This window comes from Yinghuangia sp. YIM S10712, from assembly GCF_051388935.1.
Lineage (GTDB): Bacteria > Actinomycetota > Actinomycetes > Streptomycetales > Streptomycetaceae > Yinghuangia.
In genome coordinates, this window is record NZ_JBPKBI010000001.1 from 970,697 (window position 1) to 997,283 (window position 26,587).

The following is a 26,587-nucleotide window of genomic DNA, read 5'->3' on the forward strand; positions in this document are numbered from 1 at the left end:
GTCCCGCCTCGTGCACCGCGATCAGCGCCTCGGCGATTCCACCCGCAAGCTGCCCCAGCGAGTCCGGGATCGGCCCGAAACGCGCCACCGCGTCGTTGAGTGCGACTCCCGGCACGTAAGCCGTCGCCAACCAGGGCGGATCGCCCTGCGGATCGGCGTCGAGCACCGGCGCGGTGAACACCCCGCTCACCGACCGTGCTGCCGCGACCTCCCGCGCGAACCGCACCCGGAAATCGGGGTCGTCGCTCAGGTCACTGCGAATGACTTTGAACGCGACGGGTCTTCCTCCGGGCGACCGGGCAAGGTAAACCCGCCCCATCCCCCCGGCCCCGAGCCGCGCGAGCATGCGATAACCCGCAACGACGGCCGGATCCTCTGAACGCAGTGCTTCCACAGTTTGGCTCCCCTCCCAGCAAGCACGGTACGGCGAGCGGACCGGTTCACACCGCGCGACGAATGAGGAATACCCCTCATCGAACCCGGACGACAACCCGTCCCGTCATGTGGCGAGGGCGGCGGCCAAGTCGGCTTTCAGGGCCGACAGGGTGGTTGTGGCGATGGTTCGGGCTTGCGGGAGGTCGGCGCGTACGGGGACCACGACCTCCAAGTAGCTCTTGAGCTTTGGTTCCGTGCCGCTCGGACGGACGACGATGCGGGCCGCGCTGACGTCGTCGGTGCCCGCGAGGGTGTAGCGCAATCCGTCGGTGGGCGGGAGGTTCGCGGAGCCGACGGTCAGGTCGTCGGTGTGGGTGACGGCGAGGCCGCCCAACGACGTCGGCGGGGTTTCGCGGAGGCGGGCCATCGCGGTGGTGATCCGGTCGAGGCGGTCGACGCGGATCGAGTACTGGTCGGTCGCGTGGAGCCCGTGTTCGGTGGCGAGTTCGTCGAGGAGGTCGAGAAGCGTGCGGCCCTCCTGCTTCGCGGCGGCCGCGAGTTCGGCGATCAGGAGTGCGGCGGTGATGCCGTCCTTGTCGCGTACGCCGTCGGGGTCGACGCAGTAGCCCAGAGCCTCTTCGTAGCCGAACGTGAGGCCGGGCACGCGGGCCAGCCACTTGAAGCCGGTCAGTGTTTCGGCGTACGCGAGGCCGTGCCGCCGCGCGATCGAGCGAAGCAGCGAGGAGGACACGATCGTGGTCGCCAGCACGCCGCCTGTGCCCGCCGTACGCCGGGCCACCTCGGCGCCGAGCAGCGCGCCCACCTCGTCGCCGCGCAGCATGCGCCGGCCGGCAGGGGCGGCCGGGTCGGGCACCGCGACCGCGCAGCGGTCCGCGTCCGGGTCGTTCGCGATGACCAGTTCGGCACCCGATGCGGCGGCGGTTTCGAACGCGAGGTCCATCGCGCCGGGTTCCTCCGGATTGGGGAAGGCGACGGTCGGGAACTCCGGGTTCGGTTCGGCCTGCGCGGAGACCACGGTGACGTCGCCGAAACCCGCTCGTTCGAAGGCGCTGAGCATGACCGCGCCGCCGACCCCGTGCAGCGCGGTGTGCACGATCCGGATGTCGCGCGGGCCGTCCGGCCGGACGACTGTCGCCGCGCGGTCGAGGTACGCGTCGAGCAGTGTCTCGCCCAGGACCTCCCAACCTTCGTCCGCCATCGGCACGTTGGAGAGGGACCCGACTGCGGCGATCGCCGCCGCGATCTCGGCGTCGGCGGGCGGCACGATCTGTGATCCGTCGCCGAGGTAGACCTTGTAGCCGTTGTCGCGCGGCGGGTTGTGGCTTGCGGTCACCATGACCCCCGCGACACAACCGAGATGGCGGATCGCGTACGCCAACACCGGTGTCGGCAACGGGCGCGGCAGCAGCAGGGCGTGCAGGCCGGCGGCTTCCATGACCGCGGCGGTGTCGTGGGCGAAGACGTCCGATTTATGGCGGGCGTCGAAACCGATCACCACCGTTCCGGAGGAGTCGTCGGTGCCTTTCAGGTAGGCCGCCAACCCCGCCGCGGCGCGGATCACCACCGCGCGGTTCATGCGGTTGGGTCCCGCCCCCAACTCGCCGCGCAGGCCTGCCGTACCGAACTGGAGGAGTCCGGAGAACCGGTCTTCGAGCGCGGGGAGGTCGTCGGCGTCGAGCAGCGCGCGCAACTCGGCGCGGGTCTCCGGGTCGGGGTCCTCGGCCAGCCAGGCGCGGGCGGTCTCGACGACGTCGGTCAAGGCGGTCTCCTTACGGACGAGAGGTTGCCGTGTCGCGGGCGCCGACCCGGCACGTGCGGCGGCACGCCGGCCGCGAAGGCACCCGGGCCGAGGCGCGGCACGAGGGACACGAGGACGGAGGGCGCCGGGAAAGGCTGTGCCGAATTGTTCAGTTGGCCGTGGCCGGACCGGCTGCCGCATCCGACCACCTGTACGTGAGCGGTATCAGGTGCCGACCGATTATGCGTCCGTCGTGAGTGTTTCTCGTCGACTTTGCGCTCTCGTGTTCACTTTCGGGGCGTGGCGTCACCAAGTGTCAGATTCTGGGCAGTACTTCGGTGAGCAGGCGGCCCATGCGCACCGCCGACGCGCGGCCGGCCTCCAGGACCTCCTCGTGGTTGAGGGGTTCGCCGGTCATTCCGGCGGCGAGGTTGGTCACGAGCGAGATGCCGAGCACTTCCGCACCCGCCTCGCGTGCCGCGATGGCCTCCAGGGTGGTGGACATGCCGACGAGGTGGCCTCCGATCGCGCGGACCATGCCGATCTCCGCCGGGGTTTCGTAGTGGGGGCCGGGGAACTGGACGTACACACCCTCTTCGAGGCTCGGTTCCACCGTGCGGCACAGGTCGCGCAGGCGCGGGGAGTACAGGTCCGTCAGGTCGACGAAGTTGGCGCCGATGATGGGCGACGTCGCGGTCAGGTTGATGTGGTCCGAGATCAGGACCGGCTGGCCGGGCACGAACGACGGGCGCAGTCCGCCGCAGCCGTTGGTGAGGACGATGGTCTTGCAGCCCGCGGCGACAGCGGTACGGACACCGTGCACGACGGCGGCGACACCGCGGCCCTCGTACAGGTGCGTGCGCCCCAGGAACACCAGCGCCCGACGGTCGCCGACAGTGATCGACCGGATCCGCCCGGCGTGGCCCTCGACCATCGGCGCCGGGAAACCGGGCAGCTCGGTGACCGGGAACTCGTGCCCGGACGTGCCGAGCATGTCGGCGGCCGGCACCCAGCCGGAGCCCATGACCAGCGCGATGTCGTGCGTGGCCGCGCCGGTGATCTCCTGAAGCCGGCGGGCGGCGGCGGTCGCGGCGGCGGTCGGGTCGTTGCTGACGGAAGCGTTCACACCGTGAGCGTAAATGCTGGGTCTCGGATCGTCCGCCCCTGATTCTATGCGCGTAGAGATCGTGTCGGAATCGATGCGAAAACCGCTTCACGGGCGGACGGGACGCGTCGGTGGCGGCGGGGCATCTCGGGCTTCGTGCGCGGCGCATGGTCACGGCCCGCGAACGCGGACCAGCGCTTGCCGGCACCTGTCACCCGAGAAGGGGCGCGAGCGAAAGAGCTACCTGTTGGCGAGCGCGAACGGCCTGCAGGGCAGGTCGCGTGCGGACAGGTGGCCGGCCGGACCGCCGACCCTGGGCGCTACGGCCCGACCGACAGGCAGGGCCGGGTGCGGAGTTCCTTGACGTAGTCGTCCGGCGCTCCCGCCGACTCGGCCGCGTCGGCGACCATGCCGAGGTAGCGGGCGGAGGGGAGGCCGCCCTCGTAGTCGTTGAGGACGTAGAGCCAGGCCAGCTCCTCGCCGAAAAGGGTCTCCACCCGGACCTTCACCTTGCGGTAGAGGCCCAGGGACTCGCCCTCCCAGCGATCGAGGGCCGATTCGTCGGAGTCGGTGAGGTCGTACAGCGCGACGAAGACCTGGGAGATGTCGTCCTCGACCACGGTGGCAAGGGAACCCTCCCAGCCCAACTGCTCGCCGCCGAAGGTGAGGCGCCACCCCGGCAGCCAGCCGGTGACGCGGAGCGGGGAGTGGGGAGCGCGCCGTGCCATCTGCCGCGCGTCGAGGTTGCTGGCGTACGCGGCGTAGAGGGGCATGGGACCGCATCCTACGCGGCGATCGGGCATGCGGAAGAATGACACTCGTGACTCGCATTGTGATCGTTGGTGGAGGCCCCGGAGGCTACGAAGCCGCGCTTGTCGCGGCCCAGCTCGGAGCCGAGGTGACCGTGGTCGAGCGCGAGGGCGTCGGCGGCGCGGCGGTGCTGACCGACTGCGTCCCGTCGAAGACGCTCATCGCGACCGCCGAGGTCATGACGAGCTTCGCCGATTCGCACCGCGAGCTCGGCATCTACGTCGACGACGGTACGCCGGGCACTCTGGACCGGCCGATCGTCGGCGTCGACCTCGACGTGGTCAACAAGCGGGTGCTGGAGCTGGCTCAGGCGCAGTCTGTCGACATCGCCAACGGCCTGCGCCGCGCGGGGGTCACCGTGCTGCGGGGGTCCGGCCGCCTGGACGGTCCGCGCCGGGTCGTCGCGACGCTCGACGACGGCACCGAGCAGACGCTGGACGCCGACGCGCTGCTGATCTCGACGGGGGCGACCCCGCGCGTGCTGCCGGGTGCGGAGCCGGACGGGGAGCGCATCCTCGACTGGAAGCAGGTGTACGGCCTCACGCAGTTGCCGCGCGAGCTGATCGTGGTGGGCTCGGGTGTCACCGGCGCGGAGTTCGCGGGCGCGTACCAGGCGTTGGGCTCGAAGGTCACGCTGGTGTCGAGCCGGGATCGCGTGCTGCCGGGTGAGGACCCGGACGCGGCCGAGGTGCTGGAGGCGGTGTTCAAGCGCCGCGGCATGCGCGTCATGAGCCGCTCGCGGGCGGAGAGCGTCGAACGCCTCGGGGACAGTGTCATCGTGCGTCTCCAGGACGGCCAGACGCTGGAGGGCAGCCACTGCCTGATGGCCGTCGGCGCGGTCCCCAACACCGCGGACATGGGGTTGGAGGAGGCCGGCGTCGCGCTCAAGGAGTCGGGGCACGTCCGTGTCGACCGCGTCTCGCGGACCACGGCGGGCGGGGTGTACGCGGCGGGCGACTGCACGGGCGTGTTCGCTCTGGCGTCGGTGGCCGCGATGCAGGGCCGCATCGCGATGTACCACATGCTCGGCGACGCGGTCTCGCCGCTGGAACTCAAGGCTGTCGCCTCCAACGTCTTCACCGACCCGGAGATCGCGACCTGCGGCTATTCGCAGGCGGCGATCGAGGCGGGCGACATCGACGCGCACATCGTCAAGCTGCCGTTGTCGCGCAATCCGCGCGCGAAGATGCAGGGCATCCACGACGGGTTTGTGAAGCTGTTCTGCCTGCCGGGCACCGGGATCATCGTCGGCGGCGTGGTGGTCGCGCCGCGCGCGAGTGAGCTCATCCATGCGGTTTCGCTCGCCGTGGACCTGCACTTGACGGTGGATCAGGTCGCCAGCGCGTTCACGGTGTACCCGTCGATCTCGGGGTCGCTCGCGGAGGCCGCGCGGCGGCTGCACCGGCGCGACCGGGTTTGATCGCGGCCGGGTCCGCCGTCCCCGGGGGCTGCGGCAGCCGTGTACCGCCGATGCACAAAAGCGAATCGACGACGTGGCCGTGATTCCCGGAACGGGAATCACGGCCACGGGCGCATACGTTATCCGCCGCTCGATCGGGTGGCTTTCCGGGAACTCGCGCGACCGTGCTCGCCAAGCGCGCATACTCGTTTGCGAGTGGTCCCAAGTCGCGCACGGACGTGCACGACATGACCCCCGACGGCGCGCTGCGCTCCCCTGACGGCAAGTCAGAACCCTTGCCTGCACGGTGGATACGCGCCGATCCCGAGCGGTGTTTCGCGGCCTGTCCGGTCACCGTCGCCGCCGCGCGCCCTAAATGCCCCGGGTGTTCACCATCTTGGTGAACAAGTTTGGGTAAGACCTGCATCCGGCTGAAAAGAGGTGGTCGGTAGCGTTACCTTCGTCACGTGTTCGCTGCAGAGCGTCGTCAGTTGATTCTGGAAATGGTGCGGGCCAACGGAGCGGTCTCCCTCAGGGAGCTCGCGCGGGTGGTCCAGACGTCCGAGGTGACAGTTCGCCGGGACGTGCGTGCATTGGAGGCCGAAGGGTTACTCGATCGCAGGCACGGCGGAGCGGTGCTGCCCGGTGGACTCGCGCGGGAGCCCAGCTACTCGCAGAAGACCCATCTCGCCGCCGCCGAGAAGGCCGCGATCGCCGATCTCGCCGTGTCGCTGGTCGACGAGGGGGACGCGGTCGTCGTCGGTGCGGGGACCACGACACAGGAGCTGGCCAGGCGTCTGGCCCGGATCCCGGGCCTGACCGTGGTCACCAACTCGCTCCTGGTCGCTCAGGTTCTCGCGCATGCCAACCGCGTCGAGGTCGTGATGACCGGCGGTACGCTGCGGGGCTCGTCGTACGCCCTGGTCGGCAGCGGAGCCGAACAGGCCCTCGCGGGGCTGCGCGTGCGCCGGGCGTTCGTGTCGGGGAACGGGTTGACCGCGGAGCGCGGACTGTCCACGCCCAACATGCTTTCGGCGAGCGTCGACCGCGCGCTCGTGCAGGCCGCGAACGAAGTCGTCGTGCTGGTCGACCACACCAAGATGGGCGTCGACACGATGTTCCAGACGGTCGCCCCCGAGCGCATCACGCACCTGGTGACGGACGAGGACGCGCCGTCCGCCGAGTTGTCGGCACTCGCCGAGCTGGGCGCGCAGATCCACATCGCGCAACTGCCGCAGCGAGCCGTTCCGGGCGCACGTTCCGAGATCAACGGCGAACGCCTCCTGGGCGTCGACGCGGGCGGCGAGGGACGCGACCGTCGGCCGTGAGCGTCGGACGCACACAGGTGTTTCCCGCGCCGATCCGCTGACCGGGGTGAAACGACATCGGCCCCCGCCACATGGGCGGGGGCCGACATATATGCGTGTGGTCAGTCCTTGATCTCGCACAGGACGGCGCCGCTGGTGACGGTGGCGCCGACCTCGGCGACGAGGCCCTTGACGGTGCCCGCGCGGTGCGCGTTCAGCGGCTGCTCCATCTTCATGGCCTCCAGGACCACGATCAGGTCGCCCTCGGCGACCTCTTGGCCCTCCTCGACCGCGACCTTGACGATCGTGCCCTGCATGGGGCTGGTGAGCGCGTCGCCGCTCGCCGCCGCACCGGACTTCTTCCCGCCGCCGCGCTTGGGCGCCTTCTTCGCGGGGCCCGCAGGCGCCGCGCCGGAGGCACCGAGGCCCGCCGGAAGGGTGACCTCGACGCGCTTGCCGTTGACCTCGACGACGACGGTCTCGCGCTCGGCCGGCTCGTCGCCCTCGGCGCCGCCGCCCGCGTACGGCGGGATCGTGTTGTCGAACTCGGTCTCGATCCAGCGTGTGTGGACCGTGAACGGCCCGTCGCTGCCGTTGACCTCGGGGGCGAACGCCGGGTCGGTGATGACCGCGCGGTGGAACGTCAGCGCGGTGGCCATGCCGTCGACCTGGAACTCCGCGAGCGCGCGGGCCGCGCGCTGGATCGCCTGCTGCCGGGTCGCGCCGGTGACGATCAGCTTCGCGAGCAGCGAGTCGAACGCCTGCCCGATGACGGAGCCCTGCTCGACGCCGGAGTCGAGGCGTACGCCCGGACCCGACGGCGGGTTCCACACCGTGACGGCGCCGGGGGCGGGCAGGAAGCCGCGGCCCGGGTCCTCGCCGTTGATGCGGAACTCGAACGAGTGGCCGCGCAGCGGCGGGTCGTCGTATCCGAGCTCTTCGCCGTCCGCGATGCGGAACATCTCGCGGACCAGGTCGATGCCGGAGACCTCCTCGGTGACCGGGTGCTCGACCTGGAGGCGGGTGTTGACCTCAAGGAACGAGATCGTGCCGTCCTGGCCGACCAGGAACTCGCAGGTTCCGGCGCCGACGTAGCCGGCCTCCTTGAGGATGGCCTTGGACGCGCGGTAGAGCTCCGCGTTCTGCTCGTCGGACAGGAACGGCGCGGGCGCCTCCTCGACGAGCTTCTGGTGGCGGCGCTGGAGCGAGCAGTCGCGGGTGGAGACCACGACCACGTTGCCGTGCTTGTCGGCGAGGCACTGGGTCTCGACGTGGCGCGGCTTGTCGAGGTAGCGCTCGACGAAGCACTCGCCGCGGCCGAACGCGGTGACGGCCTCGCGGACCGCCGAGTCGTACAGCTCGGGGATCTCTTCGAGGGTGCGGGCGACCTTGAGGCCGCGACCGCCGCCGCCGAAGGCCGCCTTGATGGCGATCGGCAGGCCGTTCTGCTTGGCGAACTCGACGACTTCCTCGGAACCCGAGACCGGGTCGGGGGTGCCGGCCACGAGCGGCGCGCCGGCGCGCTGCGCGATGTGCCGTGCGGCGACCTTGTCGCCGAGGTCGCGGATGGCCTGCGGCGGCGGGCCGATCCAGATGAGGCCCGCGTCGATGACGGCCTGGGCGAAGTCGGCGTTCTCCGACAGGAAGCCGTACCCGGGGTGTACGGCGTCGGCGCCCGAGTCTGCGGCGGCCTTGAGCACCTTGGCGACGTCCAGGTAGCTCTCGCCCGGTGTGTTGCCGCCCAGCGCGTGGGCCTCGTCGGCCACCCGCACGTGCACGGCGTCGCGGTCCGGGTCCGCGTAGACGGCGACACTGGCGATGCCGGCGTCCTTGCAGGCACGGGCGACGCGTACGGCGATCTCCCCGCGGTTGGCGATCAGCACCTTGCGCACGATCTGGCTCCCTCCTAGAACTGGGCAGAGTCTAAGGAGTGGCACACAGAGACGCTGTGCCGCCCCACCCCGTCACAGGTCGGCGTCCCGGTCGACCTGACTGGTGACGGGACTTCGGCGGCGCTGCCGATTGCATCAAAAGTACTCCGAGCCGCAGCGCCGTCGATAGCAGGGCCGCCGGTCGGGGGCCTTCGGCCGATCGGTGACCGATCGGCCGAAGGCCTCGTGGAACGCGGGTCGGGAGGTGTTTCGGGGTGCCGGGGCGTGGTCGAAATCACATGGTTCGTTCCGGCGTTCCCGTCATTCCGGCCGGTGCGCGGCGCGGGTCACCGGAAAATGCCGGTGTGGCCCAGGGAGTAGCGTCCGGGCTGCGGGTAGACGGCCAGGCCGTGGGGGCCTTCGCCGACCGGGATACGGGCGATGAGGTGGCCGTCGGTGGTGTCGATCGCGTACACCTCGGAGTCGTAGCGCCCGGACAGCCACAGCACCTTGCCGTCGGCCGAGACGCCGCCCATGTCGGGGCTGCCGCCGCCGGGGATGTTCCACTTGGTCTTGATGTGGCCGCCGTTCTCGGCGCCGGGTGCGAACTCCCAGAGTGTGATCGAGCCTTCGCCGCGGTTGGAGATGTACATGTACTTCGAGTCGCGGCTGATGTAGAGGCCGTGCGCGCCGTCGCCGGTCTTGACGAGCTTGGGGGTGGTGAACGCGTCGCCGTCCAGGACCCACACGCCGTGGCTCATCATGTCGGCGATGTACCAGGTCCTGCCGTCGGGGGAGATCTTCACGTCCTGCGGCATCGTGCCGGAGAGCGGCAGTTTCTGACGGCCGATGATCTCCATCTTCTCGGTGTCGACCTTGAGCAGCGTGCCGTCGAACTCGCACGAGACGATGAAGTAGCGGCCGTCGGGCGAGAAGTCGGCGTGGTTGACGCCGTCGCAGCCGACCGGGACGTGCTTGACGGGCGCCATGGTGTGCGCGTCGCGGAACACGATCTCCATGTCCGCCGACGCCATGACGATGGCGTGCTTGCCGTTCGGTGTGAAGTAGAGGTTGTACGGGTCGTGTACGTCGACCGTCGGCCCGATCTTGCCGGTCGCCGGGTCGAGCGGCGTGAGGGTGTTGCCGAGGTCGTTGTTGACCCACAGCGTCTTCATGTCCCAGGAGGGCACGACGTGTTGCGGCTGGTCGCCGACCGGGATGGTCTCGATGACCTTGTACGTCGCCGGGTCGATGACCGACACGGTGTCGGACTCGGTGTTTGGCACGTACACGCGGGACGGGAAGTTCTTGACGGCGTCCGCGAGTTGGTTCGGTCGGTCGGCGGCGTACAGGTCGCCCGGGTCGAGCACCGGGGGCATGCCGGGCAGGCCGGTGTCGGGGGTTTCCCCGTGGGGGAGCGCGGGTTGCACGGAGTGGCCGTCGGGGGCTGGCGCGGCAGGCGCCGCGGGCGGCGGCGCTGACACCGCGGCGCGCGCGGCGGGTTGGCCCGAGTCGGAACTCGAACAGGCGGTGAAGGTCATGAGCCCGCCCAGCGTGAAGACGAGCGTTCCCGCGGTGGACAGGGCGACCGCGAAGCGCGACATATGGGTACGAGACACCAGGGCAGCCTAGGTCGCCCAACCGGGCATTCCGTGCCAACTTCACCCGAAAGAGGCGTACGTGTCGGGTGTGGGGACCAATGTCGGCCCTTACCGGGGACTGGGCGGGGGCCGCCCGGCCGTGCGTCCTTCCGTGACCGGACGGTTTGGTTTGTCGCCGCCGTGTACCGCTTCGAGTGCGAACTTGTCGCCGTGTCCCCGCGGTGTCCGGGTCGTCTCTATCATCCGAACAGCAATTGCCGTGCGGGTGCGGGGTTTCGGCAGTATTCATCGGGTTCCCGGGGCGTCTCGGGAGGGGTTGGGGGCGGCCATGGCCGTGGGCGGCGGACTGCTGCGCGGAACGTACGAGACAGGGGCCACGCTGGCCGAACGCACGGCGCGCAAGCCGGAGCCGACGGGTGTGCGCTCGGCGGAGTGGATCCCGGGCGTCCTGCTCGTGATCGTCGCGGTCGGCTCCGCGCTGATCCTGCTGCGGACCGGCGCCTCGGTCGGTGGGCCGGCTGCGGCGGAGGCCCCGGACGCCACCGGCTACGGGGCGCCGGCTCCCGCGTCGCCGACCGACCTGCTGCCGAGCTGGAACATCTGGGACCTGACCGCGGTACTGCTGCCGTGGTCGATCCCGCTGATCATCGGCGGTGTCGGCCTCACGGACACGGCTTACGTGCACCGGCGCGGCTCGGTCGCGGGCATCCTGCTCATCGGCCTCGGCGGCGCCGCGCTGACCTCGCTGCTCGACCTGGTCGCGGCCGGCGACGGGCAACCGCCGCGCTGGCTGGGGCTGGTCTACCTGCTGCGCTTCGGTTTCGCGGTGCAGATCCTGGTGGCCGTCGTGCTGTGGGTCCACCTCGCGCCGCAGCGCCACCGTACGGCCCTCAACGCCGCGTTGGCCGCGACCCTGGCGGCGGCGCTGCCGCTGATGTTCGCCGTCGTCGGCGACGACCTGCTGGTGCAACTGTGGAAGACCGACGCGGTGTTGCAGACCGCGCTGCCGCTCGCCGGGTTCCTGCTGGTCCTGATGCTGCTGCCGACCGGCATGCTGCTGGTGCGCCCGGGCCAGGGCTGGCCGCGCGCCTCGCGGGGCGCGTTCGGCGGCGTGGTGCTGCTCGGCCTCGCGGGAATCGGCGTCGCGGTCTGGACGCTCGTCGACTCCGACGGCCTCCCCAAGGTGATCGGGCTGTGGCCGGTCGTCGCACTCGCGGGCTGCCTGGTCGCGGCCGGGCTGACGTACACCGTCGACGGAGTGCGGTCGGTCGCGGGCTCGTTGCTCGCGATGGCGGTCGGACTCGCGGCGCTGCCCGCGGCGTTGCTCGGTTTCGACCGCACGTCGTTCAACCCGGGGCTCGGTTTCGACGGAGCCGCCGATTCGACGCTGTGGCTCGCCGGACTCGCGGCCGCCGGCGTGGTCGGCGCGGTCGCGGCACGGCTGTTGGGCGCGTACGCCATCGGCTTCGCGGCAATTGTGTTGGTGGTGGGGGAGGTTGCCGGACCGGACAGCGGCGAGACTCACGTTCTTCTTACGCGCTGTGCGGGAGCCTTGGCCCTCGGCGTCGTCATCGGCGGCCTGCGGCCCGAACCAGCGTTGGCCGCACTGGGGTTGACGGCGGCGTGCGGGCCGGTGTGGCCGGACCTCCAGACGGCTGCGACCGAATACTCGTGGGTGGAGGCGCTGACCGAACGGCCTTGGGGCGTACCGGTTCCGCTGCTGGTGCTCGCCGGGCTCGCGGTCCTGCTCAGCGTGTGGGCGGGGCTGCGCCGGCCGCAGGGAGGAGCCGCCGGACCGGACCCGGCCGCGGTGGGGGCGTACCCGTACGGCCCGGCGCCGATTCCGGTGCAGGTCGGTCTGGCCGAGCCGGGACCGATGGCGCCGGACGCCTTCGGGCCGGGGCCGATGACGGGCGGCTTGATCGGCCCGGGACCGTCGGCCGCGCAACCTCCGGCGCCCGGCGGTGACTTCGGTCAGGGGCTTGGCCCGGGGCCGCGTCGCGGGGAGCTCGGGGGCACCGATTCGGATGGGCGAGACTGAATCGCCGTCAGGGGATGCGAAATGTTCTCCGGTGCACGCCAAAAAACCTGAAGAACAGTTTCGCTAAAAGGTTTTGGTGACCATCGGAGAACTCCTAGGCTTTCGACCCATGACAACACCGGGTTATGGCGTTCAGAATTCTTCGGGGCAGGGTCCGCTGGGCGGCGCCAACCTGTCGTATGCGGGTGCGCTTGGCGGGCTCCTGGTTCTCATCGGGTCGTTCCTCTCCTGGGCGGAAGCCGAGGGCAACGGTGATTCGAAGAGCTTCAAGGGCATGGACGGCGACGGCATGTGGACACTGATCGCCGGCATCGTGGCGATCGGGCTCTTCCTCGCCGGGGTCTTCATGCAGAAGGCGATTCTCAGTGCGGCCGGTGCCGTCCCGGGGTTGATCGCCCTGGTATTCGGTATCCTCAACATCGCTGACAATGAGCGTGTCGTGAAGGCATGGCTGGAGGACGAAGGCGCGTCGAGCTCGCAAGCCAGCGCCATGGTAGAGGGCTTGGACATTTCCACGTCCTTCGGGCTCTACCTGCTCGTGATCGGCGCCCTCGTCGCCACCGCCGCAGGAGTGATGGCCTACATGCAGTCCCGTCGTCCCTGAACGGACTCCGGCACCGCGCAATCATCCGCCCGCCGGATCTGACCCCTCGGGTTGGATCCGGCGGGCGACCGCGTTCCACACCAGATTCAACGGATGGTCCTCGGCGAATTGCGCGCGGTCGCCCTTCCTCGCGAACACGCCGACAAGAACCTCCATCCCGGCACCGGTGTCGTCGAACACGTCGACGCCGCGCAGGGATTCGCTGCCGGGCACCCGGTTGTCGCCCACCGCCGCACCGAGGCCCTGCGTGACCAGCATGCAGCCGTCCACCGGCAGGCGTGAGCCGAGCAGTTCGAGCCCGAACGGCACCGCGTCGATCTCCGCGACGATAGTGAGCCGGTCGCGGTAATCCGGCCCGAACCAACCGCGCAGGAAGTCCGAGATCAGGCCGCTGTTCGGCACCACGAGCGGCAGCTTCGGCAGCGTGCTCGCCGCGATCGGAGCGTCCGGTACCTGATCGGTCGCCAGGTTCGTCAGCATGTGCAGGCCGCCGCGCGCCAGTTCGAGGACGTCGCAGTCCGCGGTGCCGTCGTCACCGGCGCGTGTGGCGAGGCTGCCGCAGACAAGGTCGACCTCCTTGCCGCGCAACTTGCCGAGAAGGTCGCGCGTACGCACGTGTTCGACCTTGAGTTCGACGCCGGTGCGTTGCAGCTCGGGGGCGATGTCGGCGCACGCATCGGCGATCACGCCCAAGGTGTAGCGCGTCGCCCCGACCGTCAGTGTGCGGTCGACACGCGCGCGGCAGTCGCGTATGCGCGCGGACCAGTCGCCGAGTGTCGTGTGCGCCATGTCGACCAGCGCCTCGCCGGTCCCGGTGAACAACACGTCCTTGCCGCGTCCCTGCTTCAGGACCAACGGCTCCCCGCACAACGTGAGGAAGTTCCGGTTGAGCGTGTCGATTTGCTTCTGCACGCTGGACTGTTCGCGGCCGAGTATCCGGGCTGCGCCGAGGGCGGTACCGGCTGCGTGGACGGCGATGAGCGTACGCAATTGGTCCAGCGTGGTGTCGAGCAGCGGTGCGGGGGCTCCCAACGGGGCGTCACGTCGGTCGGCCCGCCGCGGCCTTGTCCTGCCGGACGTGGACATCGCGGACGATGCAGACATTGGATATCGGTCCCGAGAGTCGAAGAGTCGGTGGGGAATTCGCTGACGAAGTCGGTGGGGACGGCACGAGGCACGGCCGAATAGCGCGGGCCCGAGAACCGGCGCATAGTCGTGCGCCGACAGACTGAGGGGCCAAGAAGCTAGCAGGCAAGAGGGAAGCCCATCGGAACAGCCGTCGTCCGTACGCAGAACGGACAGTTCCTTGCGACTGCCCGGCGCGCACTCGGGAATCGCGCGCGGGACGACTCCACCCGTACGCCTTACGTCCGCCGACTCAGGCGCCCGCCCACAAATCCGTGATGGCGACGTCGAGTTCGGCCAGCAGGGACCGCAGGAGGGGAAGTGACAGCCCGATAACGTTGCCGTGGTCGCCGTCGATGCCGTCGATGAACGGAGCCGAGCGGCCGTCGAGGGTGAAGGCGCCGGCCACATTCAGCGGTTCACCGGTGGCCACATACGCCGCGATTTCCGCGTCGGATGGATTGCCAAAACGGACAACAGTCGACGCGGTAGCGGCCGCCTGGCCGCCTTTGAGCGTGTCGACCACACAATGCCCCGTACGCAGCACCCCGGCCCGCCCGCGCATCGCGTGCCACCGCGCGATTGCCTCCTCTTCGGACGCGGGCTTCCCGAGCGCCTGCCCGTCGAGTTCGAGAACCGAGTCACACCCGATCACCAACTCGCCGTCGCCGCACGTGTCGGCGACAACGCGCGCCTTCGCCTCAGCGAGAACCAACGCCAGCTCACTCGGAGTCGCGGCACTGAGCGCGTCCTCGTCGACCCCGCTCACACGCACCTCGGGATCGAGCCCTGCGGAGCGGAGCAACGCGAGCCGGGCCGGAGACGCGGAGGCGAGAACGAGACGACGCGTGGGAACGTGGGGGGACGTTGAGCTGGACATGCGCCCCAAGGTAGTCGAGGCGGTGGAACGGCGTTGATGTGCCGGTTGTTTGGCAAATGAAGCGACAAAGGACTACGCTTCGTGCTCACATCACTACATAGCATTGACCCCGGCGGTGCGCCAACACCCCGGGGTCTGACACAGAAGAGAAAGCAGCTCTTCCATGCACATCCACCTTACCGCGCGTACGCACGCGTTCACGAGCATCGGCAACGAGGTCTTGCAGGACCGCCGACTCAGCTTCACCGCTCGCGGCATCCTGGTCTACCTGTTGTCGCTTCCGGACGGCTCGCCCATGGACGTACGCGCGCTCGCCGACGAGCACCCGCATCTGGGACGCCGGGCCATCTCGAAAGCCGTCGACGAACTGATCGAACTCGGTTACTACGAGCGCCGGACCGTGCGATACCGACAGACCGGCCAGGTGCGTACCGAGGTTCACGTGTACCACCCCAATTGACGTAGAGACACGGCGTTCGACCCCCGTTCGACTTGAGGGCGCGCTCTCACTCCGTCTCACTCGAACTGCCGGACACGATGGCACACCCATATCCGTGACGCCTCACGCCAGTCAGCCGAAGCGCGCGATGATCGTGCGGCTGATGCGCTGCAATTCCTGGTCGTTGTCGATGGTGGAGAACCGGCCGCCGCGCTCGGGCAAGGCAAGTTGCGTACGGATGTGCGGGAGAGCCGGTTCCGTTGCCGGGCCCATCCTGTCCAGGCACGCCACGACGTGATTGGCGGTCGCGGGGTTTTGCGTCCAGGCCAGGAGCAGGGTGTCCAGACGAGCGAGGTCTCGGTTGCGCCGCCGATATCCCAGAGCGCGGCGGCGCAGGGGACGCGGAACCACTCGTTCGACCGCCGCCGCGAGCCGAGTCCCGGGGGCGGCTGTGGTGTCGGCGGCCAGCTCGGAGAACCACGCCGTCGCGGTGCCCGCCACAGCCGGAATCGGCAGCGCCAGCACGGCCATGGTGTCCACGACCAGCAGTCGCTCGACCAAGTCGCGCTCGGCGGCCAGCCGTTCGCGCAGTAGCGCGGCGGCACGCTCGGCGTCCTCAACGAACAGCCCCAGCGCGGGAATTGCGGCCCGGCGTACGCGGGTGTCAGTCTCCGTGGCGAACCGACGAACGCGTCTGCTCGTGCACGCACTGCTGCTGCGGCGCCGACGTGGTCCATCGAGACGTATTCGTCTTCGCAACGGTTGACGGCCTCACGCCCGATGCTGACCAGCAGCGCGACAATTGCTGCGCGGTCAGGCGTCGCGGCATCGCCGGCAAGTTCGAAGAGAACGGCAGACTCACGGTCGTGTACGAGTAAACGTCGCCCTGGTGGTGCACCGCGCTGTGATACCGGTCGAGCGCTTTGTAGCGTTCACCCGGATCGGGGGAGCGCAACGCCCGCAAGATGTCCGGTACTTCGTCGGCCGTTCCGTACGCGTGATGCATCGACGCCCAGTCGATGCCGTCAAGTCCGTCGAACATGCACGGCACTATGCGCGACCACAACGACACACGGCAGCGTCGCCGGTGGGAGGCCCCTCAGCCAAGTTGGTCCAGAAAACTGCCCCAAGCGTCATGGGTGAAGCCGAGTATCGGGCCCGTGGGGCGCTTGGAGTCGCGGACGGGCACGACGTGGGCGGCGTTCACGGCGACTTCGACGCACTCGCCTTGTCCGCCACTGTGGCTGCTGACGCGCCAACTCGCGTGCGTGACATGGTCAAGGCGGGCCTGAGTCATTTTGTGTGCTCCTCGGCGATGCGGCGGATCAAGTCAAGCGATTCCGTCGGTGGCAGCGCTGAGGTCCGAGCGTCGTCGAAGAGGCCGCGGTAGCGGTCGACTTCCGACTTCTGCTCGATCCAGATGTTGCCGGTCGGTGTCTCCGTCAGCACCAAGTCGAGCGCCGATACCTGAGGAAAACTGAGCAGCAGGTACGGGCCGAACATACCCGAGTGGGCTCCCCGCGAGAATGGGAGCACCTGGACGGTGATGTTGTCGCGCTCGGCGAGGCTCGCCATGCACAGGAGTTGGTCGCGCATGACGGTCTTGCCGCCCACCTGCTGGCGCAATACCCCTTCAGTCAGGATGGCCCACAGTTCAAGTGGACTCTCCCCGGTCAGGCGTTCTTGGCGAGCCAAACGTACTTCGACGAACTGCTGGATCTCTTCCGGCGTTTGCCACGCACGCGACGCGACCGTGACCGCCCGGCCGTACTCCGGTGTCTGAAGCAGGCCCGGGATCAGTTGGGCTTGGAAGGTCCTGATGCTGTCGCAGATGTCTTCCATCTCGATGTAGTCGCGGTACGTGTCCGCAAGTACATCGCCGTATTGGTGCCACCAGCCCTCGCGGCGACGACGGTTGGCGCGCCTCGCCAACATGCCCAGCCGTTCGCGGGCTTCGACGTCGTCTACGCCGTACGCCTGGAGCAGCGCAACCAAATCCGGTGTGCGGACGGGTACGTGGCCATTCTCGATGCGGCTGATCTTCCCTTTGGTGCAGTCGAGGACTTCGGCGGCGGCAGCGGTGGACATCCCGGTGTTCTCACGGAACCGCCGTAGCTCGTCTCCGAGTTGGCGACCGAGCACTGTGGAGGGTTTGACCGAGGGCATGTGTCAGTGCCTACCAGACCTCAGGAAGCTCTGTCCGGAGCTTCCCCGAATGGGTGAATCTCGCACGGATTAACCATTCAACGTTGCCCCATTCGTCGTCTCGCGGGCAAGCTTCAAGCACCGGTGAGGTGACGATCGTCGATACGCATCAACGCGATTCATCGCTGGCGCCTCGGGAGGTGTCGTGGCAGAACAAGCCGAAGTCGACAAGGAATGCGCGTGCTTGCCGTGCGAAACCGTCAGCGTGCCTCAGGCAAGAGCATTGCTGAGCGCGGCGTTTGCCCGGTGGGCCCTCAGCGAGGAAGTCGCCGAAAGTGCCCGGTTGATTGTTTCTGAACTGGTGACCAATGCCGTGCGGGCCGGCAACCACACGGATCGTGGCGTACGTGTCGCATTTACCCTCGACGCCGCGCGCGGTGTCCTCCGTATCGAGGTCAGTGACGCAGGCGGCGGGGAGCCGCACGTACGGTCCCCTGAAAGCGACGAGACCTGCGGGCGCGGGCTCTTGCTCGTCGACGCACTCGCACAGGAGTGGGGCGTTCAACAAGACGACCGAGGCAAGACGGTGTGGGCCGAACTCAAGGCCCCGGTGGTGTGAGCGCCGACCTCATATCGCCAACAGAATCGCGGCGATGACAAGCAGTACGGGCAATATCACAACGACGCGCCGCAGGAGATCCACGGCGCGTCGCAGTTCTTCCGGGGGTTCCTCACGAACGCGGCGCATGCGGAACATGCTCCGCCGGGGGCGCCGGTTCGTTCTTGAGTACGGCTACTCAAACCGTCTGGGTCACACGCGAAAGTGTCGCGTTCAGCGCGCCCAACCGCTCGCCTGCCACGCGCCCGGGCCCGGGTGCAGCGGCGTGCGGACCAGGCGGGCCGGGGCGTTCCACTGGGACGGGGTGGCGGGCGCTTCGGCCGGGCCGGCGGCGGAGGCGCGTGCGGCGACCACGGTGACGATCGCGGCGAGCTCCTCGGGGGTCGGCTCCCCGCGGACGATCTTGATCATGGGGCTTTCTCTCCCGTTCAGCGGTGTGCGGCGAGTCCGCCGGGCCACAGGCAAGCCCGGGCCCGGCGGAACGCGGACTACAGCGGGATGTTGCCGTGCTTCTTCGGCGGCAGCGTCTCGCGCTTGCCGCGCAGCGCCCGCAGGGCCTTGACCACGTGCGCGCGCGTCGACGACGGCATGATCACCGCGTCGACGTAGCCGCGCTCGGCCGCGATGTACGGATTGCAGAGCGTGTCCTCGTACTCCTGGATCAGTTCCGCGCGGCGCTCGTCCGGGTTGTCGGAGGCCGCGAGCTCCTTGCGGTACACGATGTTCGCCGCGCCCTGCGCGCCCATGACCGCGATCTGCGCGGTCGGCCACGCCAGGTTGACGTCGGCGCCGAGGTGCTTCGAGCCCATGACGTCGTACGCGCCGCCGTACGCCTTGCGGGTGATCACCGTCACCAGCGGGACGGTCGCCTCGGCGTACGCGTAGATCAGCTTGGCGCCGCGTCGGATGATGCCCGTCCACTCCTGGTCGGTGCCCGGCAGGAAGCCCGGCACGTCGACGAAGGTGAGCACCGGGATGTTGAACGCGTCGCACGTGCGTACGAAGCGCGCGGCCTTCTCCGAGGCGTCGATGTCCAGCGTGCCCGCGAACTGCATCGGCTGGTTGGCGACTATGCCGACGCTGCGGCCCTCGACGCGGCCGAAGCCGACGATGATGTTCGGGGCGAAGAGGGGGTGGACCTCCTGGAACTCCGCGTCGTCGACGACATGCTCGATGACCTTGTGCATGTCGTACGGCTGGTTCGCGGAGTCCGGGATCAGCGTGTCGAGTTCGAGGTCGTACTCGCTGGTCTCCAGGTCGGCGGCCTCGGGGTAGGCGGGCGCCTCTTCGAGGTTGTTGCCGGGCAGGTACGACAGCAGCCCCTTGACGTAGTCCAGGGCGTCCTTCTCGTCGCCGCCCATGTAGTGGGCGTTGCCGGACTTGGTGTTGTGCGCGCGGGCGCCGCCGAGGTCCTCCATCGTGACGTCCTCGCCGGTGACCGTCTTGATGACGTCCGGGCCGGTGATGAACATCTGGGAGGTCTGGTCGACCATGACGACGAAGTCGGTCAGCGCGGGGGAGTAGACGTGCCCGCCGGCCGCGGCGCCCATGATGAGCGAGATCTGCGGGATCACGCCGGACGCGATGACGTTGCGGCGGAAGATCTCGCCGTACAGGCCGAGCGAGACGACGCCCTCCTGGATGCGGGCGCCACCGCCCTCGTTGATGCCGATGATCGGGCAGCCGGTCTTGATCGCCAGGTCGAGGACCTTGACGATCTTCTCGCCGTAGACCTCGCCGAGCGAGCCGCCGAAGATGGTGACGTCCTGGGAGAACACGCACACCTGGCGGCCGTCGACCGTGCCGTAGCCGGTCACGACGCCGTCGCCGTACGGACGGTTCTTCTCCAGCCCGAAGTTGGTCGACCGGTGCCGGGCGAACTCGTCAAGCTCGATGAACGAGCCCTCGTCGAGGAGGTACTCGATGCGCTCGCGCGCGGTCATCTTGCCTTTGGCGTGCTGCTTCTCGACCGCACGGGCAGAGCCCGCGTGCACCGCCTCGTCGATGCGGCGACTGAGGTCGGCGAGCTTGCCGGCCGTGGTGTGGATGTCGGGATCGCCCTGTACCGGGTCCATTGCGCGGGCTCCTGTCAAGTCGAACAGCGGCGAAACGTAGCGTAGCCGCGCCCCGAAACACGCCCTCACCGCCCCGGCGCAAGCGGGCGCAATGCGACGCTTCGGCCACCGCGCGACCCCGGTGAGTGGCCGGCTCCGCCGGCGGCCCCGCGGCGGTGTCGGGCCGGGTGACACGGGCGCCGTGCGATCGCACGCGCGACGCCACCGGTCCTAGTCTGCCGCCATGACTGGTTCCCCGGATTCCACGCCCTCCCCCTGGACCGACCCCGACCGGCCGCCGCTGCGGGAGGCCGATCTCCAGCGTGCGCTGGCGAGTGCGGGGGGCCTGTGGCGCGAGGTGCGCGTCGTCGCGGAGACCGGCTCGTCCAACGCCGACCTCGCGGCCCGGGCGGCCGAGGACGAGGGCCTGGTGCTCGTCGCCGAATACCAGAGCGCCGGACGCGGGCGGCTCGACCGTGCGTGGACCGCCCCCGCCCGCTCCGGCCTGTTCTTCTCCGTGCTGCTGCACCCCGAGGACGTGCCCGTGGCCCGCTGGGGCTGGCTGCCGCTGCTGGCCGGTGTCGGGGCGGCCGAGGCCACCACCCGCGTCTCGGGGGTCGACGTGCGGCTGAAGTGGCCGAACGACCTGATGGTCGGCGAGCGCAAGCTGGCCGGGATCCTCGCCGAGCGCGCCGGGACGGGGGTGGTGCTCGGCATCGGCCTCAACGTGTCCCTGCGCGAGGATGAACTCCCGGTGCCGGGTGCCATCTCCCTTGCCTTGGCCGGTGCGGGCACGACCGACCGCGGGCCGCTGCTGCGGGCGGTGCTGCGCGAGATCGAGACGCTGTACCGGCGCTGGTGCGCGGCGGGCGGCGACGCGCGCGCGAGCGGCCTGCACGACGCCTATGTCGGCATGTGCGCCACGATCGGCCGGCGGGTGCGCGTCCAACTCCCGGCGGGTCGCCTTCTGGTCGGCACCGCGACCGGCATCGACGACGACGGCCGCCTGCTGGTCGACGGGCCCGATGGGCCGGAGGCGGTGGGCGCGGGCGACGTGGTCCATGTACGGCCGGGCGGCGAGGCGCCGCAGGCGTAGGCCTCGCCGGGAGCCCGCGGAATCCACCGATTGCCGGGTTTCGGCGACGCCGGTCCGGCGGTGTACCGCGTGTCCCGTGGTCGCCCTGCTCCGTCCGGCGCACAATTCGGCGGAAAGGCCCGCAAGGGCGACGCCGGAGCGCAAGGTGGTGGCGGCGAATGGCCCGGCCGGACATGGTGTTGCGCGAGCACTGGCGCGCGCTTGTCGGCCCGGTCATGGTTCTCTTCGTCGTGGTCGGCGTCGCCTCCTATCTCGCGTCCATCGCACCGGACCGCGACGGGCGCAACTGGCCCCGCATCGCGGTCGTGGTGCTCGCGGCGGGGATCATCGCGCGTTGGACGGTGGTGCCGTGGCTGGGGTGGCTGACCGACCGGCACGTCGTGGTCGGGGGCCGGCTCGTGGAGCAGCGCGGCTTGTGGACGCAGGAGGGGCGGGCGATCGCTCTCGTCCGGGTCGCGGACGTGCGCGTCACCCAGGCCTCCTTCGTCGATCGCATGCTCGGCATGGGAAATCTGGTCGTGGTCCCCGCCGACGGCCGCGAGGCCGTGGAGTTGGTCGGACTACCGCAGGTCAAGCGGGTGCAGGCGCGGCTTTTGCGGTTGGTCGACCTGGCGCGAGACGCCGCGTACCACAGCGCCCGGCAGTCGGCCCCGCCGTCCTTGGCACAGACCATGAGGCAGCCCGTCGGGAAGCCCGCAGAGCAGCCCCCGCAGCAGACGACACAGCAGCTGTCCACCCGGCAGACGCTCCGGATCGACCGGCCGCCCGGCACGCTCCCCGCCGAACCCCGCGGAGAATCCGAGGGACCGGTGGGCTGACCAAGTGTGACGCCGGACACGTAAGGTTGCCCTGACGAGACACCCTTACCCCTGGTGGAGCGCATGCCCGAAGAGCGTGCCCGAGACGGGCACCCGATCGACGGCCGGACGACCCCGGCCCGTGATCGCCGCAACATCGGCCGCAGTAACGGCCGTGGAAGCAACGGCCGTGAGGCCGACCACAAGAGCGACAAGGAGCGGCCCATACCGGTGCCGGACCTTGAGGACACCGAGTTCGTGCTGCCGTCGATCATCGACGTGGAGGAACTGGTGCTCGGCGCCCCTCGGCGCTACACGTCCGGCCAGGTCGCGCAACTGGTCGGGGTGTCGCTGGAGGAGGCCCGGCGGATGTGGCGCGCGCTGGGTTTCGCCGACTTCGGCCCGGCCCGCGCGTTCACCGACGCCGACGTCGAAGCGCTGCGGCACCTGCGCAAACTGATCAAATCCGGTCTGCTGCCCGAGCCGGTCGCGGCGCAGTTCGTCCGCTCGGTCGGGCAGACGATGGCCCGCTTCGCCGAGTGGCAGACCGAGGCGTGGATCGAGTACATCAGCGGCGAGCTGAACGGCCAGCGGTCCGACCGCATCCTCGGCGCCGCCGAGGAGGTCATGCCCCAGCTCGAACCACTCGTTTTGTACGCGTGGCGCCGCCACCTCGCCGCCGCCGGTACGCGCGCGATGCAGTCGGTGACCGACCACAACACCGTCGGCCAGCGCCTCGCGGTGGGATTCGCCGACCTCGTCGGCTTCACGCGCCTGTCGCGCAGCCTGTCGGAGAACGAACTCGGCCGTGTGGTCGAGACGTTCGAGGACGCGGCGGCCGATGTCATCACCTCGCTCGGCGGACGCCTGGTCAAGACCCTCGGCGACGAGGTGTTGTACGTCGCCTTCAACCCGCAGGCCGCCGCGGAGCTCGGGTTGCGGCTGGTCGAGGCGATGGCCGAGGAGTCGGTGCTGCCCGAGCTGCGGGTGGGCATCGCCTACGGCCAGGTCCTGTCGCGGATGGGCGACGTCTTCGGGACCACGGTGAACCTCGCGAGCCGGCTGACCGCTCTCGCGCCGAAGAACTCCGTCGTCGTGGACCGCGAGTTGGCCACCGCGTTGAAGGGCGTCCCGGATTTCGACGTGCAGCCAATGTGGCGGCGGCCGGTTCGGGGTCTCGGGCTGGTGGAGCCGTTCATGGTCCAGCGGCCCGGCGTACCCGCGCCCGAGGAGGACGGGCCCGCGCTGCCGGACAGGGCCGGGCCGACGACGTAGACCGCGCGTTGACCCGCCGGTGCCGGGTGGTCCGAAACCTGGCCGAAACTTCCTCGGCATCCCGGCACCGCAACGTGCACCGAAAGAGCCGGATTCCGGTGGAAACGCCCTGGCCGAAGTGTGTGTCGGTATGGACACGGGGCGTCGCCGTGTCGGTACGGAGGAGTAAGGTTTCCAGGCGTGGGTGGAGGTTCCGCGGCGGTCCGGGGGCTCGGATGACCGTCGTCGGGATGTTCCCGGGGGATGACCAACGGCAGACAACACACTGTGACATCTTGTCTACAGATGTGACCTTTTTCTGCTGCAAATTCGGCAAATAGCGACATACTCTTCAGTAGTGTCGAGCGGGGTCGGCGAGGGTCGGCCCGCGCGTCGGCGAGCCCGTACGGAGGCGGTGAGGAAAGTCGTAGCGCGCGCTGATCCGCACGGGCACGAACGCCCCGACCCCGGCGGCCAACCTTCCGGAGAACCCGCGGGCAACTCCGCGGGCAAGAACGGCAGCGGCTCGGCTCCGCCGCCGGGCGGGAGGGACGCGGCCCGCCGCCTGCACGCCGTCATGGAGCTCGCCAAGGCGCTGGCCACCGCCCACACGCTGACGGACGTCGTGCGGATCTCCGCCGGGCAGGCCCGCGTCGCCATGGACGCCGCACTCGCCTCCATCTCCGTCTGGGAGCGTGACTCCGGGCACCTGCGCGTCCTGATCAACGACGGCGACCTGGCGGACGGCGAGGAGGCCCTGCCGCACGCCGAGATGTACGCCGTCACCGACTTCCCCGAGATCATCGCCCCCGCGACGTGGCCCACCGCGTGGTCCAACACCGTCGACGAGCGCGACTCCGAGCACGAGCGCGTCGTGGCGCTGCGGCGCCGCGGCCGACACGGCTGCATGGTCGCGCCGATCATGGTCGAGGGGCGGGTATGGGGCGAGCTCTATCTCGCCCGGCACGCCGAGCAGCCGCGCTTCGACTCCGTCGACGCCGAGTTCGCCGCTGTTCTCGCGGCGCAGATCTCCGCGGGGCTCGCGCAGGCGGAGCACTACCAGCGCATCGAGAAGCTGGCGTTCACCGACCCGCTGACCGGGCTCGCCAACCGCCGCGCGATCGACGCGCGCCTGGACGCCGCGATCACCCGGCATTACCGCGAGGGAACCGTCGTCAGTCTCATCGTGTGCGACGTCAACGGCCTCAAGCGGCTCAACGACGAGCGCGGCCATGATGTCGGTGACCGGCTCCTGGAGCGCTTCGCCGACCAGCTCTCCGCGTGCAGCGCGATGCTTCCCGGGTCGATGGCGGCCCGTCTCGGCGGCGACGAATTCTGTGTGCTGGTCGAGGGTTTCAGCCCCGACGAGGTCGTGGCGGTGGCCGAGGAGCTGTGCCGGCGCGCGCTGCGGATGCACGACGGCGAGGGGGTCGCGTGCGGCGTCGCGTCGACCGGCGACCCGGTCGGCCCGGTGACCAGCGCCGACCGGCTGTTCCGGCTCGCCGACGCGGCGCAGTATCGGGCCAAGGGCAGCCGCGCGATCCACCCCGTGGTGGCCGGGCGCGGGCAACCGCCCGACCCCACGGTGTCGCTCGCGGTCGACGACGACGCGGTCCTGCCCGCGGATTCCGCACCGGCGGGCCGACCGCACCGCGACCGCCGCCGGTTCCGCGGCGCACTGCACAACGCGGAGCCCGGCCGCCTGCTCGCCGCGGTACTCGGCGCCCTCGACGAGCGCGTGCCCGGCCGGGTGCACCGCGCGGACACGCTCGGCCGGCTGGAAATCGTCGCGGACACCTTCGCGCGCATGCTCGACGGCGTTTCGTGGTGGATCTCGTACGTCCCGCCGCAGGGGCGTTCGCTGCGGACCGTGCGGTATTCGATCCACCGCATGACCGGATCGCCGGGCGCCGCGCGGGCCCGGTACGAGGCGGGCACCGCGGAATACGACCTGAGCGCCTACCCGGCGGCGGCCGAGGCAGTACAGGGCGGCGGCTTCGTGCAGGAGGTCGGGGACGCCGGCAACGACCCGGCGGAAGAGGACCTGCTGCTGGTCGGGGGCTACAAGGCGATGGTCGTCGCGGGCGGCACCAACGCCGCCGGGGGATGGCTGGTCGAGATCTTCACCGACGAGTTGAGCCTGTCGGCGCAGGGACTCGCCCCGGTGCTGCGGGCATTGGTCGCGGTGGCCCTCACCGGAGGGGCGTCGCTGCCGGAGTGAGGCGCCGGCCGGAAACGGGCGGCCTTTTCCCCGCCCGGTCGGAGTCGAAGGGACGAAAAGCGTTGCTCCACGGCACTTTCCGTCCCGCGACCGGGCTCAGGCGACGACGCGGTGGGTGTGCGTGTAGACGTTCGCGGACTGCCCGCGCAGGAATCCGACCAGGGTCACGCCCGCGTCGTCGGCGAGTTCGACCGCGAGCGACGAGGGCGCGGAGACCGCGGTCAGCACCGGGATTCCCGCCATCAACGCCTTCTGCGTCAGCTCGAAAGACGCGCGCCCGCTGACCGCCAGAATGTGGCCGGTCAGCGGCAGCCGGCCTTCGCGCAGGGCCCAGCCGACCACCTTGTCGACGGCGTTGTGGCGGCCCACGTCCTCGCGTACGCAGACCAGTTCCCCGTCCGGGGTGAACAGGCCCGCGGCGTGCAGGCCGCCGGTCGCATCGAACACCTTCTGCGCGCGCCGGAGTTCGCCGGGAAGGCCGTACAACACCTCGGGGGTGAGCCGGATTTGGTCGTCCGCCACGTCGAAGCGCGAGATCTTGCGCAGGCCTTCGATGCCCGTCGTGCCGCAGATCCCACACGAACTGGACGTCCACACGCCGCGCTGGAGCCCGGGGGCGAGCGGAGGCACATGCGCGCCGAGTGCCGCGTCGACGACGTTGTACGTGTTGCGGCCCTCATCGTCGGTCCCGGCGCAATAACGCAGCGCGACAAGGTCGTCTTTGCCGTGGACGACGCCCTCCGCGACAAGGAAGCCCGCGACCAGATCGAAGTCGTCGCCCGGAGTGCGCATCGTGACCGTCAGCGTTCGTCCGCCCACGCGGATGTCCAGCGGCTCCTCGGCCGCGAGCGTGTCGGTGCGACGTGATGCGGCACCGCCGTCCAGACGCAGGATCTTGCGGCGGCTGGTGACGCGGCCCACGAGGCGGCCCCTTTGCGGCTCGGATGCTCGGATGCTCGGATGCGGTGTGTGTCCTGAAAAGAGTGACGCAGAGCGTGGGCGTGGGATTCCCCGGGCGGGCGGCGACCACTCCGTGCCGCGTCATCTCTGCACATGATCCATGCACATAATGTGGTGGTGAATAA

25 protein-coding genes and 1 pseudogene are annotated in these 26,587 nt (G+C 69.9%); 10 read left to right on the top strand and 16 right to left on the bottom strand.

The genetic code is table 11. The annotated features are described in order from the left end of the window. The 4 genes and pseudogenes from ACRX5W_RS04535 to ACRX5W_RS04550 all read right to left on the bottom strand — a co-directional run. A pseudogene (locus tag ACRX5W_RS04535) lies at nt 1-394 on the bottom strand (serine/threonine-protein kinase); the annotation flags it as partial. Nucleotides 395-499: 105 nt separating this feature from the next. Next, nucleotides 500-2,155: a phospho-sugar mutase gene (locus ACRX5W_RS04540; RefSeq protein WP_436786566.1), complete on the bottom strand. Its 1,656-nt coding sequence runs from the start codon at nt 2,153-2,155 to the stop codon at nt 500-502. Between the two features lie 295 nt (nt 2,156-2,450). Continuing rightward, a complete protein-coding gene (locus tag ACRX5W_RS04545) occupies nt 2,451-3,260 on the bottom strand; it encodes a purine-nucleoside phosphorylase (RefSeq protein ID WP_436786567.1) in 810 nt (269 codons plus the stop codon). Between the two features lie 299 nt (nt 3,261-3,559). Continuing rightward, nucleotides 3,560-4,012 carry a gamma-glutamylcyclotransferase gene (locus tag ACRX5W_RS04550; protein WP_436786568.1) on the bottom strand — a complete coding sequence of 151 codons (453 nt, stop codon included), beginning with the start codon at nt 4,010-4,012 and terminating at the stop codon, nt 3,560-3,562. Nucleotides 4,013-4,050: 38 nt separating this feature from the next. On the opposite strand from ACRX5W_RS04550, the gene ACRX5W_RS04555 reads away from it, so the two are divergent. After that, on the top strand, nt 4,051-5,469 hold the full coding sequence (locus tag ACRX5W_RS04555; protein ID WP_436786569.1) for an NAD(P)H-quinone dehydrogenase: 1,419 nt from the start codon (nt 4,051-4,053) through the stop codon (nt 5,467-5,469). A gap of 482 nt (nt 5,470-5,951) precedes the next feature. Beyond that, the gene (locus tag ACRX5W_RS04560) at nt 5,952-6,776 is read left to right on the top strand and encodes a DeoR/GlpR family DNA-binding transcription regulator (protein WP_436786784.1); all 825 of its coding nucleotides are present in this window, start codon (nt 5,952-5,954) and stop codon (nt 6,774-6,776) included. A 101-nt stretch (nt 6,777-6,877) separates the two neighbouring features. Here the strand turns inward: ACRX5W_RS04560 and ACRX5W_RS04565 are convergent, their stop codons facing one another. Next, the gene (locus ACRX5W_RS04565) at nt 6,878-8,647 is read right to left on the bottom strand and encodes an acetyl/propionyl/methylcrotonyl-CoA carboxylase subunit alpha (RefSeq protein ID WP_436786570.1); all 1,770 of its coding nucleotides are present in this window, start codon (nt 8,645-8,647) and stop codon (nt 6,878-6,880) included. Nucleotides 8,648-8,973: 326 nt separating this feature from the next. Further along, nucleotides 8,974-10,167 (bottom strand): beta-propeller fold lactonase family protein, encoded by a 1,194-nt coding sequence (locus tag ACRX5W_RS04570; protein ID WP_436786785.1) that lies wholly within the window; start codon nt 10,165-10,167, stop codon nt 8,974-8,976. Nucleotides 10,168-10,555: 388 nt separating this feature from the next. Between ACRX5W_RS04570 and ACRX5W_RS04575 the strand changes: the two genes are divergently transcribed. Then, nucleotides 10,556-12,268, top strand: a complete 1,713-nt coding sequence (locus ACRX5W_RS04575; protein ID WP_436786571.1) for a hypothetical protein — start codon at nt 10,556-10,558, stop codon at nt 12,266-12,268. A gap of 109 nt (nt 12,269-12,377) precedes the next feature. Further along, entirely contained in the window at nt 12,378-12,872 is a 495-nt protein-coding gene (locus ACRX5W_RS04580; RefSeq protein ID WP_436786572.1) for a hypothetical protein, read from the top strand. Nucleotides 12,873-12,893: 21 nt separating this feature from the next. Here ACRX5W_RS04580 and ACRX5W_RS04585 read toward each other — a convergent pair whose 3' ends face one another. Both ACRX5W_RS04585 and ACRX5W_RS04590 read right to left on the bottom strand, forming a co-directional pair. Beyond that, nucleotides 12,894-13,904: a LysR family transcriptional regulator gene (locus ACRX5W_RS04585; protein ID WP_436786573.1), complete on the bottom strand. Its 1,011-nt coding sequence runs from the start codon at nt 13,902-13,904 to the stop codon at nt 12,894-12,896. 346 nt (nt 13,905-14,250) lie between these two features. After that, nucleotides 14,251-14,877 (bottom strand): Maf family protein, encoded by a 627-nt coding sequence (locus ACRX5W_RS04590; protein ID WP_436786574.1) that lies wholly within the window; start codon nt 14,875-14,877, stop codon nt 14,251-14,253. Nucleotides 14,878-15,040: 163 nt separating this feature from the next. On the opposite strand from ACRX5W_RS04590, the gene ACRX5W_RS04595 reads away from it, so the two are divergent. Continuing rightward, nucleotides 15,041-15,337 carry a hypothetical protein gene (locus ACRX5W_RS04595; RefSeq protein ID WP_436786575.1) on the top strand — a complete coding sequence of 99 codons (297 nt, stop codon included), beginning with the start codon at nt 15,041-15,043 and terminating at the stop codon, nt 15,335-15,337. Between the two features lie 111 nt (nt 15,338-15,448). Here the strand turns inward: ACRX5W_RS04595 and ACRX5W_RS04600 are convergent, their stop codons facing one another. From ACRX5W_RS04600 to ACRX5W_RS04615, 4 genes are all read right to left on the bottom strand, one after another. Beyond that, nucleotides 15,449-15,877: a hypothetical protein gene (locus tag ACRX5W_RS04600; protein WP_436786576.1), complete on the bottom strand. Its 429-nt coding sequence runs from the start codon at nt 15,875-15,877 to the stop codon at nt 15,449-15,451. A gap of 103 nt (nt 15,878-15,980) precedes the next feature. Then, complete coding sequence (locus ACRX5W_RS04605; RefSeq protein ID WP_436786577.1) at nt 15,981-16,358, bottom strand: hypothetical protein; 378 nt, start codon at nt 16,356-16,358, stop codon at nt 15,981-15,983. Nucleotides 16,359-16,415: 57 nt separating this feature from the next. Then, the gene (locus ACRX5W_RS04610; protein ID WP_436786578.1) at nt 16,416-16,613 is read right to left on the bottom strand and encodes a DUF397 domain-containing protein; all 198 of its coding nucleotides are present in this window, start codon (nt 16,611-16,613) and stop codon (nt 16,416-16,418) included. Beyond that, entirely contained in the window at nt 16,610-17,482 is an 873-nt protein-coding gene (locus tag ACRX5W_RS04615) for a helix-turn-helix domain-containing protein (RefSeq protein ID WP_436786579.1), read from the bottom strand. The genes ACRX5W_RS04610 and ACRX5W_RS04615 overlap by 4 nt, the downstream gene beginning before the upstream one ends. Nucleotides 17,483-17,666: 184 nt before the next feature. Between ACRX5W_RS04615 and ACRX5W_RS04620 the strand changes: the two genes are divergently transcribed. After that, nucleotides 17,667-18,080 (top strand): ATP-binding protein, encoded by a 414-nt coding sequence (locus tag ACRX5W_RS04620; protein ID WP_436786580.1) that lies wholly within the window; start codon nt 17,667-17,669, stop codon nt 18,078-18,080. 9 nt (nt 18,081-18,089) lie between these two features. Here the strand turns inward: ACRX5W_RS04620 and ACRX5W_RS04625 are convergent, their stop codons facing one another. The 3 genes from ACRX5W_RS04625 to ACRX5W_RS04635 form a co-directional block, all read right to left on the bottom strand. Then, nucleotides 18,090-18,209 carry a morphogenic membrane protein MmpB gene (locus ACRX5W_RS04625; protein ID WP_436786581.1) on the bottom strand — a complete coding sequence of 40 codons (120 nt, stop codon included), beginning with the start codon at nt 18,207-18,209 and terminating at the stop codon, nt 18,090-18,092. 84 nt (nt 18,210-18,293) lie between these two features. After that, complete coding sequence (locus tag ACRX5W_RS04630; protein WP_436786582.1) at nt 18,294-18,491, bottom strand: acyl-CoA carboxylase subunit epsilon; 198 nt, start codon at nt 18,489-18,491, stop codon at nt 18,294-18,296. Between the two features lie 77 nt (nt 18,492-18,568). Next, nucleotides 18,569-20,155, bottom strand: a complete 1,587-nt coding sequence (locus tag ACRX5W_RS04635) for an acyl-CoA carboxylase subunit beta (RefSeq protein WP_436786583.1) — start codon at nt 20,153-20,155, stop codon at nt 18,569-18,571. A gap of 223 nt (nt 20,156-20,378) precedes the next feature. Here ACRX5W_RS04635 and ACRX5W_RS04640 point away from each other — a divergent pair, with 223 nt between their 5' ends. The 4 genes from ACRX5W_RS04640 (at nt 20,379) to ACRX5W_RS04655 (ending at nt 25,502) form a co-directional block, all read left to right on the top strand. Then, nucleotides 20,379-21,230, top strand: a complete 852-nt coding sequence (locus ACRX5W_RS04640; RefSeq protein ID WP_436786584.1) for a biotin--[acetyl-CoA-carboxylase] ligase — start codon at nt 20,379-20,381, stop codon at nt 21,228-21,230. Between the two features lie 158 nt (nt 21,231-21,388). Next, nucleotides 21,389-22,048, top strand: a complete 660-nt coding sequence (locus ACRX5W_RS04645; protein WP_436786585.1) for a PH domain-containing protein — start codon at nt 21,389-21,391, stop codon at nt 22,046-22,048. Nucleotides 22,049-22,111: 63 nt separating this feature from the next. Further along, the gene (locus tag ACRX5W_RS04650) at nt 22,112-23,302 is read left to right on the top strand and encodes an adenylate/guanylate cyclase domain-containing protein (protein WP_436786586.1); all 1,191 of its coding nucleotides are present in this window, start codon (nt 22,112-22,114) and stop codon (nt 23,300-23,302) included. A 394-nt stretch (nt 23,303-23,696) separates the two neighbouring features. Then, the gene (locus tag ACRX5W_RS04655) at nt 23,697-25,502 is read left to right on the top strand and encodes a sensor domain-containing diguanylate cyclase (RefSeq protein ID WP_436786587.1); all 1,806 of its coding nucleotides are present in this window, start codon (nt 23,697-23,699) and stop codon (nt 25,500-25,502) included. 96 nt (nt 25,503-25,598) lie between these two features. Here the strand turns inward: ACRX5W_RS04655 and fdhD are convergent, their stop codons facing one another. Next, the gene (gene fdhD / locus ACRX5W_RS04660) at nt 25,599-26,423 is read right to left on the bottom strand and encodes a formate dehydrogenase accessory sulfurtransferase FdhD (protein ID WP_436786588.1); all 825 of its coding nucleotides are present in this window, start codon (nt 26,421-26,423) and stop codon (nt 25,599-25,601) included. Nucleotides 26,424-26,587 lie beyond the last annotated feature (164 nt).